Below are 16,885 nucleotides of genomic sequence, written 5' to 3'. Positions count from 1 at the left end.
GGAGCCAGCACCGTGTTGTCCGGAATCACCTTGCAGCTGCAGCCGGGCCAAGTGCTGGGTGTGTTGGGCCCCAATGGCGCGGGCAAAAGTACTTTGCTGGGTGCTTTGAGTGGCGAGCTTGAAACCGCCGAAGGTGAGGTTTACCTCGAGCACAGGCCCTTAACGGATTGGTCAGGCACAGAGCGTGCGCGGCGTTTAGCTGTGCTGCCGCAAAGTTCGACGCTCAACTTTGGCTTTCTGGTCGAAGAGGTCGTGGCGATGGGGCGCCTGCCGCACGCCAGTGGCGCAGCCTGTGACGCCGATATTATCAAGCAAGCCTTAACCGCTGCCGATGCCATGCATCTGGCTGGGCGCAGTTATTTGGCGCTGTCCGGCGGTGAGCGCCAGCGTGTACATCTGGCGCGCGTGTTGGCGCAATTATGGCCGGGGCTTGAAGGACAGACGCTGCTGCTTGATGAGCCAACCTCGATGCTTGATCCACTGCATCAACACACCACCTTACAGGCCACCCGCACCTTTGCCGAGGGCGGCGCGGCGGTGATGGTGATCTTGCATGACCTGAACCTTGCCGCGCGTTATTGTGATCAGCTGTTGCTGCTCGATCGTGGTCAGGCGTGCTTGCTCGGCAGTCCGGCAGAGGTTCTTCAGGCTGGACCGCTACGTGATGTGTTCGGCCTTGAAGTGTTGATCCAACAGCATCCCGAGCGGGGACATCCTTTGGTGATTGCGCGATAAGGACGTGGTATGCGACTAGGGCTATTAATCTGTGCCGGCCTGCTTGCTGGTTGTCAGGCGGCATTGCCAACTCTGCCTGAGTGGCAAAGCCCGCAAGGGCGAGACGCCAGCTACCTTGGCCAGATCAAGGATTTGCGTAGTGGGCAAATATTGACCGCGGCCGAACTGGTTGAGCGACTATCAGACGCAGGTCAGGTGTTGGTTGGCGAGCAGCATGATAATCCCGACCATCATGCGCTGGAGCTGTGGTTATTGCGTGCGCTTGCCAGTCATCGCGAGCAGGGCAGCGTCTTGATGGAAATGCTCACCAGCAGTCAGCAGCGGGCAGTTGATCAAGCGCAAACAGCTTCACGGGTCGGCCAGCCGATAGCTGATTTGCCCAAAGCCTTGGATTGGCAAGATGGCTGGGATTGGTCGATGTATGGGCCCATTGTGCGTTATGCACTGCAGCAGCCCGCGCAGTTGCAGGCTGCGAATCTGGACCGCGAAGAGATGATGCAGATTTACCGCAAACAGCCCGCGCTGAGAGGGTCGGCATCAACCTCAAATGCGGTACGTGAACCTTTGCTTGAGCAAATCCGTGAATCGCATTGCGGCTTGCTCCCCGACAGCCAGTTGCCCGCCATGCTGGCGGTGCAACAGCAGCGTGACCGGCGCATGGCCGAGCGCCTGCAACAAGCCGACAAACCCGCTGTATTGCTGGCAGGCGCGTTTCACGTGCGCCGTGATTTGGGCGTACCTGTGCATTTACGAGACCTGGGCGATAGATCAACCAATGCGGTGTTGATTTTCAGTGAAGTGGGTAAACCGGTCAGCGCTGAACAGGCGGATTACGTCTGGTACACCGCTGCGGTCGAAGATAAGGATTATTGCGCCGAGATGCGCAAGCGCTAGAAACAGGCGTCTAAGGACTTACACAAACGAACGGTGGGTAAAAAAGCGTTACCCACCCTACGGCGAATTACCCAGCCTTCAAAAGTAGGGTGCGACAACGCGAAGCTTGTCCACCAAAGCAATTACTCTCAGATTACGCCCCGGGTGATGACCCAGCGCCCTGCTTGATGCAGGCACTTTTGCGCAGGCAAAAAAAGACCCGGCAAAAATGCCGGGTCAATAACCGTGATTAGCCTGATGAGGAGATAATCTGAAGAGTCCGACTGAAGGTCTCTTGAGCTTATCAGCTGATCTCGCGATCAGATGGTTGAATAATAACAATTCTCATTATCATGTCAACAGCCTAGGAAAATTAATTTCAAAGTTCTTTTCGCAGGCAAAAAAAGACCCGGCAAAAGTGCCGGGTCAATAACCGTGATTAGCCTGATGAGGAGATAAGCTGGAGAGTCCGACTGAAGGTCTCTAGAGCGTATCGGCTGATCTCGCGACCAGTTGAGTTAATAATAACAATTCTCATTATCATGTCAACTGTCGTTGTCAGTTTTTTTGGAGCGGGTGTTCTGGCGTGTTTCAGATGCAACAAAGCCGGCGCGTGGCCGGCTTTGTTTTGAGCACAAAGTGCCTACGCCTCGTTGCTTGAACGCAGCTGGGTGACTTCTTTATTAAGCAGGTCGATGCGCCGGGCCATATTCTCTATCAGGCTGTGGGCAATGCGTGGGTTGCTTTGCATCAGGCTGAGGAACTGGTCCTTGGGAATCAGCATGACGGTGCAGGCCTCAGATGCGATAACCGTAGCGCTGCGTGGCTCATGGGTGAAGACAGCCATGGCGCCGAAGATCTCATCTTTCTGCACATCACCCACTTTTTGCCCGTCAACAAAGGCTTCGGCGTGGCCCTCGATGATCACGAATACATGCTCGGCATCATCGCCTTGGTGAATCAGTTCTTCACCCGCAGCAAAATGCTGGAAGCCGGTAGAGGGGCGGATTTCCGGCTGCTTCAAGCGTGCCAGAGCATCTGACAGCAATGCGGTGTGGCCGATCAGGTATTGAACCAGCAAGTCCTGCCGGTTGGAGTCGGCATAGATGTGGTTGAAGGCTTCGCTGCGTGAATAAGGGATCAGGCTCAGGGGTTCATCGCAGCTGTAGCGACAGCTTGGCAGGTCGAGGCCTTGGCGTAGCCCGAGGAGGTCGCCTTCTTGCAGGTAGAACAGGGGGCGTTCATCTACCAATGCGTGGAGCAAGCCATTTTCGATGATAAATAGCGTGTTGTCGGGTAGACATGCGCTCAAGTCATCGCTTTGCTCTACATGGATGACCTCGCCTGAGGGGGCCAAACCTTCCAGCAATTGACTGGGAATACTCTGCAGTCGGTTGATCAACTGGTCGGCGTAAGCGGGTTGCTCCCCGAGTAGATACATAATGTGATTCCTTGAACTGGCTTGGCAGGCATAAACGCACGAACATCCCTCCGACAATATGCTGGGCAGCCATTTTGGTAAATCACTCTTGGCGGAGGTTGTGAGCTAGCTCTTATTGCGCGAGCTTCCTGCGTCGAGTTGGCCATTTAATTTGGCTTTGTGGTCTTCTGGCAGCTCGTTCCAGTAGATATCCAACAGTGCGCCCTCGATCGAGTAAAGCAACACTTTGGACGCTCTGAACCCCCGTGCCTTTACCGCTCGGTAGGCGCTGACTGCACCGAGCCTGCGCAAGTCATTGGCGCTGTGGATACCCGAGGCATGCAGCCACTGGGCAGAGGTTTTCCCCAAGTTTTTCAAGTGTTGCAGCTCGTCGTTCATTGAGCCTCCATGGCGCCGCCCATGTGCGATTATTAGCTATCGCCTTTGTGTACTTGAACGAAAGTGTAGCGGCACACTGAGAAATATGTGGCGAACTGACATCTTTGGTGGTTTTGCTGGCGCGCAACGCCACTTGGGCTGCCTTAAGGCGTCAGTCAGGCGAGGGCAGGGAAGAGGTGATTCACGCCAGGGCAAGCGCGTCTGGCGGCTGTTTCTCTATACCGGGGCAGCTTGCCCGCCCCGGTAAGTGACGGGATTGTTACAGGCCTGGCAAGCGCTGACGGATGCGTGCAACCAAGCTGTCCAAACTGGCGCTGTCATTGGTTTCAATGCATTGCTCGTTGACCCGTTCTGCGGCGGTTAGTGCTTCACGGTTGGCCAGTTGTGCCTCGATAACGTGCATCGTCGCGTCGGAAGGGTCCTTGGCTTCTTGCTGGCGATGTTTGAGCCAGCCAGCAATCACCTCGGTGGGTGCGTTGCAGCTGAGGATCAAAAACGGCACGCCGGTTTGTTCTGCAATCTGCATCGCCGCCTGGCGTTGTTCCAGCTTGAGGTAGGTTGCGTCTATGACCACCGGGAAACCTGCATGCAAGGCCGCATCGGCAACCTCATGCAGACGTCGATAAGTGGCAATGCTGGAGTCTTGGTCGTAGATCCCTTGGTCTTGCTGGCCTTTTTGGGCATCGCTTTGCTCGCCAAACAGGCGTTTGCGTTCGACATCAGAGCGCAGGCGAATGGCGCCAAGCGCTTCGACCATGCGCATGGCCACCTGGCTTTTGCCAACTGCCGAGACGCCATGGGTGATGGCCAGGAAACGCGAAGGAATCGAACTGTAACTTTCAGCCAGCGCAGCGTATTTGCGGTACTGGCGCAAAATGACCTTACGCTGCACCGCGCTTTGCTCTTGGCCGAGGCGGAACAGGCTGACTTTGCCACGGACCATCGCCCGGTAGGCCTTGTAGAAATTGAGCAGTTCGAGCGATGCGTAATCGCCGGTGTATTCAAGCCATTTGCTGACAAACCGGCGCGCAAGGCACTTTAGGCCACGGTCTTCGAGGTCCATGACCAGAAAGCCGACGTCCGCCATTACGTCAGTCATGCGGAACGGTTGGTTGAACTCAATGCAGTCAAACAAGGTGACATGGCCATCAAGAATGGCGATGTTGCCGAGGTGGATATCACCATGGCATTCACGAATAAAGCCATCGGCTTTGCGCTTGGCCAGCAAAGGCTTGAGTCGCTCATAGCTGGTTTCAGCCCAGGCCTGTAACGCGTCGAGTTGTTGCAGGTCGGCTTTTTCCGAGAGCATGGGACGAGCCTGCTCGAAATTTTGTAAGACTGGGGTCATCACCGCTTCGGGTGTCCCCAGTTCATGGTCTTGGGCGACCTGGGGTGCATTCAGGTGAAATTGAGCAATTTTTTCGGCCAGTTCGTCTATGTGCGCTTCGCTGAGCTCGCCGCGCGCCTGTACTTCGCTGAGCAACTGGTTTTGCGGGAACTGGCGCATTTTCAGCACGTACTCAATAACCGGGCCGTCATTTGCCAGGTTTGGCGCCTCGACGCTGCCACAAACGGGTAACACCTCGAGATACAAACCTTCGGTTAGACGTTGGTTGAGGCGTAGTTCTTCGCCACAGAAGTGCTCGCGGTCGCTCAGTTGCGTGAAGTCGAGAAAACCAAAATTAACTGGCTTCTTGATCTTGTAGGCGTACTCGCCAGTGAGCAAAACCCAGGAAATATGCGTCTCGATTACTTGGAAACTGTCGACCGGGTGCGGGTACAAGGCCGGGTTCTGCAGGGCTTCAATCAGGGCTTGGCTCACGGAGGGTCCTTGGTTTTAAACAACAAAGTAGTGGCGCTCATTATGGCCTTTGAATGCCCGTCTGCAAACCGCTGGGTAGCGCCTGCTTGTGGCAAGCAAAATGCGTATAATGCCGCGCCATGACTCGACCTAAATCTTCCCGTTCCCGTTCTAAACGTCGCTCTCGCGGCACTCGTCCTTGGCTTGGCTGGGCTGTAAAGCTCGGTTTGGTTGGCTTAGTAGTGTTTGCAGGATTTGCGGTTTACCTCGATGCCGTGGTGCAGGAGAAATTCTCCGGCAAGCGCTGGACTGTGCCCGCCAAGGTCTATGCCAGGCCTTTGGAATTGTTCGTCGGTGAAAAACTGGCGAAAACCGACTTCCTCAAAGAGTTGGACGCGCTGGGTTATCGGCGTGAAAAAACCGTTGATGGACCGGGTGGCGTTTCAGTCGCCGGTAACAATATCGAGTTGTACTCACGTGGCTTCCAGTTCTATGAAGGTGCCGAGCCTGCGCAGCATGTGCGGGTGCGTTTCTCGGGCGACTATGTGGCTGGCCTGTCCAAGGCCAATGGCGGCAAGCTGGCAGTTGCACGCCTGGAGCCGATGCTGATCGGTGGCCTGTACCCGGCGCACCAGGAAGACCGTGTGCTGATCAAGCTGGATCAGGTGCCGCCTTATCTGGTTGAAACCCTGGTGGCGGTTGAGGATCGCGAGTTCTTCAATCACTTTGGTGTATCGCCGAAGTCGATTGCCCGGGCGATCTGGGTCAATGCCTCCTCTGGCCAGTTGCGCCAAGGCGGCAGTACGCTGACCCAGCAGCTGGTGAAAAACTTCTACCTGACCAATGAGCGTAGCCTCACGCGTAAAGCCATCGAGGCGATGATGGCTGTGCTGCTTGAGCTGCATTACGACAAGAAAGACATCCTTGAGGCGTATCTCAACGAAGTCTTCCTCGGCCAGGACGGCAATCGCGCCGTGCATGGCTTTGGTCTGGCCAGCCAGTACTTTTTCAGCCAGCCATTGTCCGAGTTGCACTTGGAGCAGGTCGCGTTGTTGGTCGGTATGGTCAAAGGCCCTACTTACTACAATCCGCGTCGCCATCCCGAGCGGGCCAAGACGCGTCGCGACTTGATTCTTGACCTGCTCGCCGCCCAAGGTGTGGTAACGCCTGAGCAAGCAGCAGCAGCCAAGGCGCGCCCGCTGGGCGTGACCACGCGCGGCAGCATGTCTAATGGCTCGTTCCCGGCGTTCCTTGACCTGGTCAAGCGCCAGTTGCGTCAAGATTATCGTGATGAGGATCTGACCGAGGAAGGTCTGCGCATCTTTACCAGTTTCGATCCGATCATGCAGATCAAGGCCGAAGATTCGCTCAGCGAAACGCTCAAGCGTCTGTCGGGCCGCAAAGGGGTCGATAAGGTTGAGGCGGGCATGGTCGTAACGAACCCGGAAACCGGCGAGGTCCAGGCTTTGCTGGGTGGACGCCAGCGTAACTTTGCCGGGTTCAACCGTGCAATTGATGCCGTGCGGCCCATCGGTTCTCTGGTCAAACCCGCTGTGTACCTGACCGCCCTGGAGCGTCCAAGCCAGTACACCTTGACCAGCTTCATTAAGGATCAGGCGTTTTCGGTCAAGGGCCAGGATGGGCAGGTGTGGCGCCCGCAGAACTATGACCGCAAGTCCCACGGCACTATTTATCTGTATCAGGGCTTGGTCAACTCATACAACTTGTCGACTGCCAAGTTGGGCTTGGAACTGGGTGTGCCCAATGTGCTCAAAACATTAGCGCGTCTTGGTGTTGAGCGTGAGTGGCCGGCTTATCCGTCGATGCTGCTGGGGGCGGGCTCATTGAGCCCGATGGAAGTTGCTGGCATGTATCAGACCATCGCCAATGGTGGTTTCAATACGCCGTTGCGTGGTATCCGCAGCGTATTGACTGCTGAAGGTGAACCACTCAAGCGCTACCCATTCCAGATTCAGCAGCGCTTTGATGCCGGTTCGATTTACCTGTTGCAAACCGCAATGCAGCGAGTGATGCGTGAAGGAACCGGGCGATCGGTTTACAACCAGTTGCCACGTTCGCTGAATTTGGCGGGCAAGACCGGCACCAGTAACGACTCCCGTGACAGCTGGTTTGCCGGTTTCAGCCAGGATGTTCTGGCCGTTGTGTGGCTGGGGCGTGACGATAACGGCCCAACACCGCTCACTGGTGCGACCGGTGCGTTGCAAGTGTGGACCAGCTTTATGGCAAAAGCTGACCCCTTGCCACTGGACATGCCGCAGCCTGATAACGTGGTTCAAGCATGGATTGATGCAAAGACCGGTCAAGGTTCTGATTCCAGCTGCCCGAATGCAGTGCAGATGCCGTATATTCGTGGCAGTGAGCCAGCACCTGGCCCTGGATGTGGTATCCAGGCTCCGGTCGACTCGGTCATGGACTGGGTTCGTGGCTGGATGAATTAAGGCAAGAGGGCGTAACGTGATTAAGTGGTTGATTCCAGTAATAACAGCTTCGACAGTATTGGCAGGTTGCGCCAGTGTGCCCAATGGCTCGATTCCAGTGGTAGACGCCGGTGCACCGGCCTCAGCCAACCGTATGGATCGCGTAGGCGGCGCGGCACCGACCAATGCCCCGCAAGCACAGCCGCAAGACTCTGGTGTTGTGGTGATGGTGCCAGGTACCGCAGGTGGCTCTGGCAGCCAGCCATTGACGACTTCGCCAATTACCACGGGGCCAATCACTACCGGCCCCATCACCAACGACTCCGCAGGCAGCAGCACCTATTCGCAGCCAAGTGCGCCGCAAACGCCAGCCAGTAGCGGTTCTACTTCCGGTGCGTCAGGCGGTTTATCGGCAGACGAACAGCTGGATGGCCCGGTGCTTGCGTTGCTGACAACTGCTCAGCAGCAGCAGGGCGGTGGCGATCTGGATGGCGCAGCTTCAAGCCTGGAGCGTGCCCAGCGTATCGCGCCGCGGGAACCGCAGGTGCTTTATCGCCTGGCCGAGGTCCGCCTGGCTCAGGGTGATGCTGCGCAAGCGGAGCAGTTTGCGCGTCGTGGCCTGAGCTATGCTGGCGGTCGTCCTCAGTTGCAGGCAAGTTTGTGGGATCTGGTTGCACAGGCCCGCGAAAAACAAGGTGATCCTGCTGGCGCTGCGCAAGCCCGCGAGCGGGCCAAGGTCGCCCTGTAATGGATCCGCGCACAGTTGAAATTGCTGAACAGCTGCTGTTGATTGAGCGTGAGTTGCGCACGCAAGGTTGGTGGACTGAGTTGCCACCAAGCGATAAGGCAATGGCCAGTCCAGAGCCGTTTTGCGTAGACAGCATGCCGCTTGAGCAGTGGCTGCAATGGATCTTCTTGCCGCGTATGAAAATCATGCTTGAGCAAGGAGCGCCATTGCCAGCCGTCTCCGGCATTCAGCCGATGGCAGAGCAGGTTTATGGCGTCGGCAATGCTCAGGCGCGTGTGCTGATCAAGTTGCTCGGCGAGTTTGACGAAATCCTGACCGGCGCGAACTGAGTCGCGCCGGGGCTCTAACCAAAACTGCCAAGCTTATTGGCAGTTTTCGCTGATGGCTTTCTTCGTTTCAGCAATGCGCTGCTGGCGCTCTTCTTCGGTGATCCGCCGAACTTCACCATCAATCTCGACGCGCACCCGCGGATTGTTCTCAATCTGCGCCAGGCTGGTTCGCACATCCGTGCAGTACTGTTTGCGCTCGGCTTCTTTGGCGGCGACTTCCTGCTTAACCTTTTTATCGATTTCAGCTTGTTCAGGGTCGGCTATGTCATTAAAGCTGGGGGCAGGCTCTTCTACCGCGGGTTTGCCTGACGGCGTCGGCACTGCGGTATTGATTTCTGTGCTTTGCTGGCCTTGTGGCGGTTGCGCGCCAAAATGGGTCACACCCTGTGCGTCAACCCACTTATAGACCTGGCTGGCCATCGCTGTTGAGCTGATAGCAAGTAGCAGGCTGGTGGCGAGAATCATACGGCGCATGCTGTTTCCTTAGTGAAGTACTGCGAAAGCTAAGATTACTATAACCAATATTAGTCGGGCGTCATCCTGCGCCAGATCACAGCAGAAGATTGTCGATTCATGCACAGATTGCTTGACTTAAAGGCCTGCAATCCCAACAATCGAACATTCGCTGTAGTGGAGTCAGCCGCAAGCAGGCTTTAGCTCAGTAGAGATGAGGTGCACACCCGCGCCGACCTAGCAACACCCGCAACGCGTTACCTCGCGCTGGGTGGGAAGACCCCGCAACACTTTGGGGCATTCCCAATACTTGCTCAGTTGTAGCTGACGTAGTCGGCGACCACCGTCGCTCATGCTCTGCTTAGCAGTAAAACCTATTTTAGATCGTCCCCTTTTGGGCGATTTCTGGCGTTTAGAGGTGATCAACGTGGAGCTTTTATCCGGCGCTGAAATGGTCGTGCGCTTTTTGCGTGACGAAGGCGTTAAAAATATCTATGGGTACCCGGGCGGTGCCTTGCTGCATATCTATGATGCGCTGTTCAAAGAACCAGAGGTGAACCACATCCTGGTGCGCCACGAACAAGCCGCAACGCACATGGCCGATGGCTACGCACGTGCTACAGGTAAAGCTGGAGTGGTGCTGGTGACCTCGGGTCCCGGTGCAACCAACGCCATTACCGGTATCGCCACTGCCTACATGGATTCCATTCCGATGGTGGTCCTGTCAGGTCAGGTGCCTAGCAGCATGGTCGGCACCGATGCCTTCCAGGAAACCGACATGATCGGTATCTCGCGTCCTATCGTGAAGCACAGCTTCATGATCAAGCACGCCTCTGAAATTCCTGAAGTGATGAAGAAAGCCTTCTATCTGGCTGAGTCGGGTCGTCCTGGTCCTGTTGTTGTCGATATTCCGAAGGACATGACCAATCCGGCTGAGAAGTTCGAGTACGTCTACCCGAAGAAGGTCAAGCTGCGTTCATACAGCCCTGCATTGCGCGGCCACTCGGGCCAGATCCGCAAGGCGGCTGAAGTATTGCTCGCTGCCAAGCGCCCGGTCATTTACTCGGGCGGTGGCGTGATCCTGGGTCACGCCGCTGAGCCGCTGACCGAGTTGGCGCAGATGCTCAATATCCCGGTGACCAACACCTTGATGGGCCTGGGCGGCTATCCGGGTACTGATCGTCAGTTCCTCGGTATGCTCGGCATGCACGGTAGCTACACCGCCAACCTGGCAATGCATCATGCGGATGTGATTTTTGCTGTTGGCGCGCGCTTCGATGACCGGGTTATCAACGGTCCGAGCAAATTCTGTCCGAACGCAAAAATTATCCACATCGACATCGACCCAGCTTCGATCTCCAAAACCATCAAGGCCGATGTGCCTATCGTTGGCCCGGTTGAGAGCGTCCTGACCGAGATGGTTGCGATCCTCAAGGAAATCGGCGAGAAGCCAAGTAAAGAGGCGCTTGCCAGTTGGTGGAAGCAAATTGAAGAGTGGCGTGGTGATCGTGGCATGTTCCCTTACGACAAGGGCGACGGCAGCATTATCAAGCCACAGACCGTGATCGAAACCCTGTGTGAAGTGACCGAAGGCAATGCCTATGTCACCTCCGATGTGGGCCAGCACCAGATGTTTGCTGCGCAGTACTATCGCTTCAACAAGCCTAATCGTTGGATTAACTCCGGTGGCTTGGGCACCATGGGCTTTGGCTTCCCAGCAGCAATGGGCGTTAAGTTGAGCTTCCCGGATGACGATGTTGCCTGCGTTACCGGTGAAGGCAGCATCCAGATGAATATCCAGGAGCTGTCGACCTGCCTGCAGTACGATTTGCCGGTGAAGATCATCAACCTGAACAATGGCGCGCTGGGTATGGTGCGCCAGTGGCAGGATATGAACTACAACAGCCGTCACTCGCACTCTTACATGGAGTCTTTGCCGGACTTCGTTAAGTTGGTCGAGGCTTATGGCCATGTTGGCATGCGCATTACTGACCTCAAAGACCTGAAGCCAATGATGGAGAAAGCCTTCGCGATGAAAGATCGCCTGGTTTTCCTTGATATTCAGGTTGATACCAGTGAGCACGTCTATCCGATGCATATCAAAGACGGTGCTATGCGCGACATGTGGCTGAGCAAGACGGAGCGGACTTAATCATGCGACACATTATTTCCCTGTTGCTGGAAAACGAGCCGGGTGCACTGTCCCGTGTGGTGGGTCTGTTTTCCCAGCGTAACTACAACATCGAAAGCCTGACCGTTGCGCCAACCGAAGATCCGACCCTGTCGCGTCTGACGTTGACCACTGTTGGTCATGATGATGTCATTGAGCAGATCACCAAAAACCTCAATAAGCTGGTCGAGGTGGTCAAGCTGGTCGATTTGTCAGAGAGCTCGCACATTGAGCGTGAGTTGATGCTGGTTAAGGTCAAGGCGACAGGCGCACAGCGCGCCGAGGTCAAGCGCACAACGGATATCTTCCGTGGCCAGATCGTTGATGTAACCACCAGCGTCTACACCATTCAGTTGACGGGCACTAGCGATAAGCTTGATAGCTTCATTCAGGCCATAGGCACAGCCTCAATCCTGGAAACTGTACGCAGCGGCGTTACCGGCATTGCCCGGGGCGACAAAGTACTCAGTATCTGATTGCGCTGGATTTAAAAAAACCTCGCATTATTGCGAGGTTTTTTTTCGCCCTTATTTAGCGTTGGCGATTCCAGAAGGCATTGATCAGCGGCTCCTTCAGACGCTTTTCCAGGGCAAACAGGCCAATGTCATAAGCGGTGAGTGGCGGCTGGATATCGTAGGTGCGGATGCTGGCGGTCAGCGGGCTGTTGTCGAGTACGATTTGCGGTACGACACCGATGCCAAACCCCAGGCTGACCATGCTGACGATGGCTTCATTACCACTGACCTGGGCGTAGATTCGTGGCTTGATGTTATGGTTTTTCAACCAGCGATCCGTGCGAGTTCTCGCCAGCCCCTCTTCAGAAAGGATCATCGGTACATCACGCCAACTGGTTGCGCTCGGGTTTTTAAGCTGCTCGTCAGTTAAGAGTTGGGGCGACTGCGGGCCAATAAAGCACAACTCCGAGCGCGCAATGGATTGAAATGCAATGCCACTGGCCAGGTTGTCGGGGCGGGCACCGATGGCCAAGTCTTCAAGGCCTTGCTGGATGCGTTCCACTGCTTTAGCCGCATCACCTGTGTGCAGCTTCATTTCAATCCGCGGATAGTCTTGGCGAAAGCTGCTGAGAATATCGTAGAGAAAGCTGTAGCTGGCCGTGACAGAGCAGTAGAGGGAAAGCTCACCCTGCAGGATCAGTTGGTCTTGCTTGAAGGTTTGGCGCATGGCTTGCCAGCCGCCGATGACATCCTTGGCGTACTCGCGAAACTGTTGACCCTCGCGGGTCAGGCGCACGGAGCGGTTGTCACGAAGAAATAGCGGGGCGCCGAGTTCGTCCTCCAACTGCTTGATGCTGCGGCTAAGTGCGGACGGGCTGACATGCTGCTCGCGGCTGGTTTTGCCAAAGTGCAGATTGTCGGCCAGAGACAGGAAAAGTATAAGCGCGTGGCTATCCATGGTTATTTCATATATCGGCATGTTGTGTTGCAAATATATCATTTTACGCAATGGGGCTGATCACTTAAAGTGTCTCCGTCGCGGTGCTTAAGCGCCCATCCTTTTCGCCTAAAAGAGCCAAGAACATGAAAGTTTATTACGACAAAGACTGTGACCTTTCCATCATCCAGGGCAAGAAAGTTGCCGTTATCGGTTACGGTTCCCAAGGCCACGCTCAGGCGTGCAACCTGAAAGATTCTGGTGTTGATGTCACTGTCGGCCTGCGTAAAGGCTCTGCAACTGTCGCCAAGGCTGAAGCCCACGGCTTGAAAGTTGCTGATGTTGCGACTGCTGTTGCCGGTGCTGATCTGGTCATGATCCTGACTCCAGACGAATTCCAGTCGCAGCTGTACAAGAACGAAATCGAGCCAAACATCAAGCAGGGCGCAACCCTGGCGTTCTCCCACGGTTTCGCGATTCACTACAACCAAGTTGTGCCGCGCAGCGATCTGGACGTGATCATGATCGCGCCAAAGGCTCCGGGCCACACTGTGCGTTCCGAGTTCGTCAAGGGCGGCGGTATTCCTGACCTGATCGCGATCTACCAAGACGCTTCGGGCAACGCCAAGAACGTTGCACTGTCTTACGCGTCGGGCGTGGGTGGCGGCCGTACCGGTATCATCGAAACCACATTCAAGGACGAAACTGAAACCGACCTGTTCGGTGAGCAGGCTGTTCTGTGTGGCGGTTGCGTTGAGTTGGTTAAAGCTGGCTTCGAAACACTGGTTGAAGCCGGTTACGCGCCAGAAATGGCTTACTTCGAGTGCTTGCACGAGCTGAAGCTGATCGTTGACCTCATGTACGAAGGCGGTATCGCCAACATGAACTACTCGATCTCGAACAACGCTGAATACGGTGAGTACGTTACTGGTCCGGAAGTGATCAACGCAGAGTCGCGTCAAGCCATGCGCAATGCACTGAAGCGCATCCAGGACGGTGAGTACGCCAAGATGTTCATTCAGGAAGGTGCTGCTAACTATCCTTCGATGACTGCCTATCGCCGCAACAACGCTGCCCACGGTATCGAAGTTGTGGGTGAGCAGCTGCGCTCGATGATGCCGTGGATTTCCGCGAACAAGATCGTCGACAAAGCTAAAAACTAAGTCTTACCGACTTACATAAAAAACGCGGCTAATCAGCCGCGTTTTTTTATGCGTTCAGTGTCTTCTGGTATAAAGCGCGTAATGATTACGCTTATATAATCTGCGTAGCGCTGTAACATAGGTGCTGAATTTTCAATCCAGTTGTAAGGTACATCCATGAGCGAACGCCCAGAAGAGCCTAATTCGGCTCCCGACGCAGAAAGTCTTTTGCCGGTTGATGAACACGAAGAAGAGGGTCATGACGACGAAGGGCGTAAGGTTCGTCATCGTGGCGTCTATTTGCTGCCGAATTTGTTCACCACCGCTAATCTGTTCGCGGGGTTCTACGCAATTATCAATGCCATGAACGGCAACTACTATGTGGCGGCCGCGGCTGTATTCGTTGCCATGGTGTTGGACGGTCTTGATGGTCGTGTTGCGCGCATGACTAATACCCAAAGTGCATTCGGCGCCGAATACGATTCGCTGTCGGACATGGTCGCCTTTGGTGTCGCGCCTGCATTGTTGGCGTTTGAATGGGCGCTGGGCAGTCTGGGGAAAGTAGGCTGGATGGTTGCCTTCATCTATGTAGCGGGGGCAGCGCTGCGTTTGGCTCGCTTCAACACCCAGATTGGCAGCACCGATAAACGCTACTTTATTGGCTTGGCCAGCCCAGCTGCGGCAGGTGTAGTGGCGGGTACTGTCTGGGCCTTTAGTGATTTTGGCATACAGGGTTCCAAGATGGCCTTCTTGGTCGCGATCCTGGTTGCTGCTGCCGGCATGTTGATGGTCAGCAATATCAAATATCACAGCTTCAAGGACCTGGATCTAAAAGGGCGAGTGCCGTTTGTTGCTATCTTGGCCGTGGTGTTGGGGTTTGCTGTGGTGTTCAGTGATCCACCGCGTATCCTGCTGATTATCTTCCTCGCTTACGCCTTCTCGGGCCCCGTTCAATATTTGTTGCAGTTACGTCGCCGCAATAAGGCTGCGTGATGTAATTTCATGAGGGCTTCGTGGTCTACTGGTCATCGTTTACCTGTAGTTGCGGAGTCCTCATGTTGATCAAGGTCCCATCTGCATCCGCTTGCAAAGAGTCGGATGTAACCCCAGAAGCGCTTTATCTTTCTCGTCGTTCCTTTATTGGCGGCTCTATCGCTGGCCTGGCACTGGCTGCGGCGCCGGGTGTTACATTTGCCCAGGATGCTTCGCGTTACCCTGATGTCCAAGCAGTTGATGGCCCCGATTGGTTCAAGCAAAAGTTGCCGACAACCCAGTGGCAGGCCGTGACCGTCAAAGGTGAGGCAATCACGCCATTCAAAGATGCAACTCACTACAACAACTTCTATGAGCTGGGCGCCGACAAGGGCGACCCATCAGCCAACGCGTCGGCACTGAAAACCGAGCCATGGACTGTTGTTATCGATGGTGAGGTGGCAAAGCCTGGTCGCTATGCACTGGAAGACTTCATCAAGCCTTATGAGTTAGAGGAGCGAATCTATCGCCTGCGTTGTGTTGAGGCCTGGTCGATGGTCATTCCTTGGATGGGCTTTCCGCTTTCGGCGCTTCTTAAGCAGGTGCAGCCGACCAGCAAGGCTAAATACATTCGCTTTGAAACACTGGTTGATCGCAAGGATCTCCCGGGGCAGCAGTCGAGCTTTGGCTTGATTGACTGGCCTTATGTTGAGGGCCTGCGCCTTGATGAAGCGATGAATCCGTTGGCGATACTTGCCGTTGGTATGTATGGCCGGGTGCTGCCTAATCAAAATGGCGCGCCACTGCGCCTGGTCGTGCCTTGGAAGTACGGTTTTAAAAGCATTAAGTCGATTGTGCGTATCAGCCTGGTTGAGGAACAACCCAAAACCACTTGGCAGTCTATTGCTGCAGATGAATACGGTTTCTATGCCAACGTTAACCCAAAGGTGGATCATCCGCGTTGGACGCATGCGCGCGAGCGTCGCCTGCCCAGCGGCCTGTTCAGTCCAAATGTACGCGATACATTGATGTTTAATGGTTATGGCGATGAGGTCGCATCGCTATATGCAGGCATGGACCTGAGGGTTAACTACTGATGCGTTTCCCGCTATTTCGCTTGATGGTCTTTATTGTGGTCGCAGCTGTACCGCTTTACTGGCTGTATGAAGCATGGACGTTTGCCCTTGGGCCGGATCCAGGCAAAACCCTGGTTAACCGGCTTGGCCTGGGCACGTTAATACTCTTGTTCATCACGCTGGCAATGACCCCGCTGCAGAAGCTAACGGGCTGGTCGGGCTGGGTCATTACGCGTCGCCAGCTGGGTCTATGGTGCTTTGCCTTTGTGGTATTGCACATGGCGGCTTACTGCGTGTTTATTTTGGGGCTTGATTGGGCGCAGCTGGGGGTCGAACTGCGTAAGCGACCTTACATAATAGTCGGAGTGTTTGGCTTCATAGGGTTGCTGGCGCTAGCGGTCACATCGAACCGCTACAGTCAGCGGCGCTTAGGTCGGCGATGGAAGAAGTTGCATCGCGCTGTCTATGGGATTTTGGCCTTGGGCTTATTACACATGCTCTGGGTGGTACGGGCCGATCTCAAGGAATGGAGCCTGTACGCACTTATTGGTGCTGCCTTGATGTGCCTGCGTATTCCGGCGGTAGCGGCTCTGTTGCCACGGATTCGCGCTAAAACTGCTAATACAGTAATAAATCCGCAATAAACCCTTGACGGCAAATCTGAGGTGCCTATAATGCGCACCTCTTCCGGCGTAGACCTCTCGAGAAACCTCTTGTAAAACAAGAAGTTAGCTTAAAAAGAGGGGTTGCAAAGCAGCGAAAGCTGTGTAGAATGCGCCGGGCTCTGAAGGGTGTTTTGAATGGCCTTTGGAGTGATCGCCTCGGTGATCGGAAGCGGTAGAAAAAGAGGTGTTGACAGCGGTTTTGAACGCTGTAGAATGCGCCTCCCGCTGACGAGAAGCTGGTTTGATCGGAAGCGCAAGTGGTTGAGTAGAAA

The 16,885-nt window shown here is 55.2% G+C and carries 16 protein-coding genes and 1 pseudogene; 11 read left to right on the top strand and 6 right to left on the bottom strand.

Annotated elements, in window-relative coordinates; genetic code table 11:
* The first annotated feature begins 12 nt into the window (after positions 1-12).
* Together AACY26_RS18375 and AACY26_RS18370 are read left to right on the top strand one after the other, a co-directional pair.
* On the top strand, positions 13-735 hold the full coding sequence (locus AACY26_RS18375) for a heme ABC transporter ATP-binding protein (protein WP_445261335.1): 723 nt from the start codon (positions 13-15) through the stop codon (positions 733-735).
* Positions 736-744: 9 nt separating this feature from the next.
* Entirely contained in the window at positions 745-1,629 is an 885-nt protein-coding gene (locus tag AACY26_RS18370) for a ChaN family lipoprotein (protein WP_339516141.1), read from the top strand.
* Between the two features lie 622 nt (positions 1,630-2,251).
* On the opposite strand, the gene AACY26_RS18365 is transcribed toward AACY26_RS18370, so the two are convergent.
* The 3 genes from AACY26_RS18365 to AACY26_RS18355 form a co-directional block, all read right to left on the bottom strand.
* Entirely contained in the window at positions 2,252-3,049 is a 798-nt protein-coding gene (locus AACY26_RS18365; RefSeq protein WP_339516139.1) for a Crp/Fnr family transcriptional regulator, read from the bottom strand.
* Between the two features lie 105 nt (positions 3,050-3,154).
* Positions 3,155-3,427 carry a TfoX/Sxy family protein gene (locus tag AACY26_RS18360; RefSeq protein WP_339516138.1) on the bottom strand — a complete coding sequence of 91 codons (273 nt, stop codon included), beginning with the start codon at positions 3,425-3,427 and terminating at the stop codon, positions 3,155-3,157.
* A 259-nt stretch (positions 3,428-3,686) separates the two neighbouring features.
* Complete coding sequence (locus AACY26_RS18355) at positions 3,687-5,249, bottom strand: bifunctional aminoglycoside phosphotransferase/ATP-binding protein (RefSeq protein WP_339516136.1); 1,563 nt, start codon at positions 5,247-5,249, stop codon at positions 3,687-3,689.
* A 119-nt stretch (positions 5,250-5,368) separates the two neighbouring features.
* Here AACY26_RS18355 and mrcB point away from each other — a divergent pair, with 119 nt between their 5' ends.
* The 3 genes from mrcB to AACY26_RS18340 are packed head-to-tail and all read left to right on the top strand — an operon-like array spanning position 5,369 to position 8,743.
* A complete protein-coding gene (gene mrcB / locus AACY26_RS18350) occupies positions 5,369-7,687 on the top strand; it encodes a penicillin-binding protein 1B (protein ID WP_339516134.1) in 2,319 nt (772 codons plus the stop codon).
* 16 nt (positions 7,688-7,703) lie between these two features.
* Positions 7,704-8,414 carry a tetratricopeptide repeat protein gene (locus AACY26_RS18345; RefSeq protein WP_339516132.1) on the top strand — a complete coding sequence of 237 codons (711 nt, stop codon included), beginning with the start codon at positions 7,704-7,706 and terminating at the stop codon, positions 8,412-8,414.
* On the top strand, positions 8,414-8,743 hold the full coding sequence (locus AACY26_RS18340; protein ID WP_339516130.1) for a YqcC family protein: 330 nt from the start codon (positions 8,414-8,416) through the stop codon (positions 8,741-8,743). The genes AACY26_RS18345 and AACY26_RS18340 overlap by 1 nt, the downstream gene beginning before the upstream one ends.
* Before the next feature lie 33 nt (positions 8,744-8,776).
* On the opposite strand, the gene AACY26_RS18335 is transcribed toward AACY26_RS18340, so the two are convergent.
* Positions 8,777-9,217, bottom strand: a complete 441-nt coding sequence (locus AACY26_RS18335; RefSeq protein ID WP_339516128.1) for a DUF4124 domain-containing protein — start codon at positions 9,215-9,217, stop codon at positions 8,777-8,779.
* 406 nt (positions 9,218-9,623) lie between these two features.
* Here AACY26_RS18335 and AACY26_RS18330 point away from each other — a divergent pair, with 406 nt between their 5' ends.
* Together AACY26_RS18330 and ilvN are read left to right on the top strand one after the other, a co-directional pair.
* The gene (locus tag AACY26_RS18330) at positions 9,624-11,348 is read left to right on the top strand and encodes an acetolactate synthase 3 large subunit (RefSeq protein WP_339516127.1); all 1,725 of its coding nucleotides are present in this window, start codon (positions 9,624-9,626) and stop codon (positions 11,346-11,348) included.
* A 2-nt stretch (positions 11,349-11,350) separates the two neighbouring features.
* Positions 11,351-11,842, top strand: coding sequence for an acetolactate synthase small subunit (gene ilvN, locus AACY26_RS18325; RefSeq protein WP_010487678.1), 492 nt, complete (start codon positions 11,351-11,353; stop codon positions 11,840-11,842).
* Positions 11,843-11,897: 55 nt separating this feature from the next.
* On the opposite strand, the gene ilvY is transcribed toward ilvN, so the two are convergent.
* The gene (ilvY, locus tag AACY26_RS18320) at positions 11,898-12,779 is read right to left on the bottom strand and encodes an HTH-type transcriptional activator IlvY (RefSeq protein ID WP_339516125.1); all 882 of its coding nucleotides are present in this window, start codon (positions 12,777-12,779) and stop codon (positions 11,898-11,900) included.
* Between the two features lie 125 nt (positions 12,780-12,904).
* Here ilvY and ilvC point away from each other — a divergent pair, with 125 nt between their 5' ends.
* The 4 genes from ilvC (at position 12,905) to msrQ (ending at position 16,592) form a co-directional block, all read left to right on the top strand.
* Entirely contained in the window at positions 12,905-13,921 is a 1,017-nt protein-coding gene (gene ilvC, locus AACY26_RS18315) for a ketol-acid reductoisomerase (protein WP_339516124.1), read from the top strand.
* A 156-nt stretch (positions 13,922-14,077) separates the two neighbouring features.
* Positions 14,078-14,893 (top strand): CDP-diacylglycerol--serine O-phosphatidyltransferase, encoded by an 816-nt coding sequence (gene pssA / locus AACY26_RS18310; protein WP_339516122.1) that lies wholly within the window; start codon positions 14,078-14,080, stop codon positions 14,891-14,893.
* Between the two features lie 62 nt (positions 14,894-14,955).
* Positions 14,956-15,969: a protein-methionine-sulfoxide reductase catalytic subunit MsrP gene (gene msrP / locus AACY26_RS18305; RefSeq protein WP_339516120.1), complete on the top strand. Its 1,014-nt coding sequence runs from the start codon at positions 14,956-14,958 to the stop codon at positions 15,967-15,969.
* Positions 15,969-16,592, top strand: coding sequence for a protein-methionine-sulfoxide reductase heme-binding subunit MsrQ (gene msrQ / locus AACY26_RS18300; RefSeq protein WP_339516119.1), 624 nt, complete (start codon positions 15,969-15,971; stop codon positions 16,590-16,592). The genes msrP and msrQ overlap by 1 nt, the downstream gene beginning before the upstream one ends.
* Before the next feature lie 84 nt (positions 16,593-16,676).
* Here msrQ and AACY26_RS18295 read toward each other — a convergent pair.
* Positions 16,677-16,885: pseudogene (locus AACY26_RS18295) on the bottom strand (hypothetical protein); the annotation flags it as partial.

This window comes from Pseudomonas sp. RL_15y_Pfl2_60, from assembly GCF_963970595.1.
Lineage (GTDB): Bacteria > Pseudomonadota > Gammaproteobacteria > Pseudomonadales > Pseudomonadaceae > Aquipseudomonas.
Note: the sequence above shows the minus strand (reverse complement) of the source record. Positions and strands in the feature narration are given on the sequence as shown.

Excerpts from the sequence above, each read along its gene's own strand:
- AACY26_RS18370 (WP_339516141.1), top strand. The coding sequence starts at position 745 with ATGCGACTAGGGCTATTAATCTGTGCCGGCCTGCTTGCTGGTTGTCAG.
- AACY26_RS18365 (WP_339516139.1), bottom strand. The coding sequence starts at position 3,049 with ATGTATCTACTCGGGGAGCAACCCGCTTACGCCGACCAGTTGATCAAC.
- AACY26_RS18360 (WP_339516138.1), bottom strand. The coding sequence starts at position 3,427 with ATGAACGACGAGCTGCAACACTTGAAAAACTTGGGGAAAACCTCTGCC.
- mrcB (WP_339516134.1), top strand. The coding sequence starts at position 5,369 with ATGACTCGACCTAAATCTTCCCGTTCCCGTTCTAAACGTCGCTCTCGC.
- AACY26_RS18340 (WP_339516130.1), top strand. The coding sequence starts at position 8,414 with ATGGATCCGCGCACAGTTGAAATTGCTGAACAGCTGCTGTTGATTGAG.
- AACY26_RS18335 (WP_339516128.1), bottom strand. The coding sequence starts at position 9,217 with ATGCGCCGTATGATTCTCGCCACCAGCCTGCTACTTGCTATCAGCTCA.
- ilvN (WP_010487678.1), top strand. The coding sequence starts at position 11,351 with ATGCGACACATTATTTCCCTGTTGCTGGAAAACGAGCCGGGTGCACTG.
- ilvY (WP_339516125.1), bottom strand. The coding sequence starts at position 12,779 with ATGGATAGCCACGCGCTTATACTTTTCCTGTCTCTGGCCGACAATCTG.
- ilvC (WP_339516124.1), top strand. The coding sequence starts at position 12,905 with ATGAAAGTTTATTACGACAAAGACTGTGACCTTTCCATCATCCAGGGC.
- pssA (WP_339516122.1), top strand. The coding sequence starts at position 14,078 with ATGAGCGAACGCCCAGAAGAGCCTAATTCGGCTCCCGACGCAGAAAGT.
- msrP (WP_339516120.1), top strand. The coding sequence starts at position 14,956 with ATGTTGATCAAGGTCCCATCTGCATCCGCTTGCAAAGAGTCGGATGTA.
- msrQ (WP_339516119.1), top strand. The coding sequence starts at position 15,969 with ATGCGTTTCCCGCTATTTCGCTTGATGGTCTTTATTGTGGTCGCAGCT.